The sequence below is a fragment of the Pantoea sp. AS-PWVM4 genome, from assembly GCF_000468095.1.
In the GTDB taxonomy this organism is placed as follows: Bacteria; Pseudomonadota; Gammaproteobacteria; order Enterobacterales; family Enterobacteriaceae; genus Pantoea; species Pantoea phytobeneficialis.
In genome coordinates, this window is record NZ_ASZC01000046.1 from 1 (window position 1) to 627 (window position 627).

The following is a 627-nucleotide window of genomic DNA, read 5'->3' on the forward strand; positions in this document are numbered from 1 at the left end:
ATCTGTCGATGTGCTGCTGTTACCCGCCGGGTCTTTCACAGTGATCACCAGACCGTTGTTACCATCGGGCAGCGGCTTGTTCGGAGTCAGCTCCCACGAGCCGTCAGCATTCACGACCGTCGAGCCAATTTCATTACCTTCACTATCAGTTATGATGATGGTACTGCCCGGTTCCGCCTTGCCGCCAATGACCGGTTGGCTGTTGGCACTGTCGTTGCTGGTGCCGTTTGCCGGGTTACCGTCGATTGTGAGATCGGTTGGCGGATTAGGTGCCTCCGTATCAATGTTCACATAAACCGGCTCGCTGGCACCGCTATTCCCGGCCTCATCCTGCAACTCAATGGTCAGGTTATTATCACCCTCACCCAGCGGTTCCGTCGGGGTCCAGGTCCAGCTACCATCTTCGCCGACCGCCACTTCACCCAGCACATCCTCACCCTGTTTGATCACCACTTTGTCGCCCGGCTGTGCGCCCTCGACTTTACCGCTGAACACCGGGGTTGGGTCGTTGGTCAGGCCGTCATCGCCGATCGCCACAGGGTTTTCCGGATCGTTGTCGTTGGTCATCACGATATCGGTCAGCGTACCGGTCGGACCTTCGGTATCACCGCCAGACGAACCGCCACC

General features: G+C 58.2%; 1 protein-coding gene. It reads right to left on the reverse strand.

Annotation, left to right across the window (positions count from 1 at the left end; genetic code table 11):
• Positions 1–627 (reverse strand): Ig-like domain-containing protein (locus tag L579_RS22960; protein WP_036628255.1); only part of this gene is annotated, 627 nt, incomplete at both ends.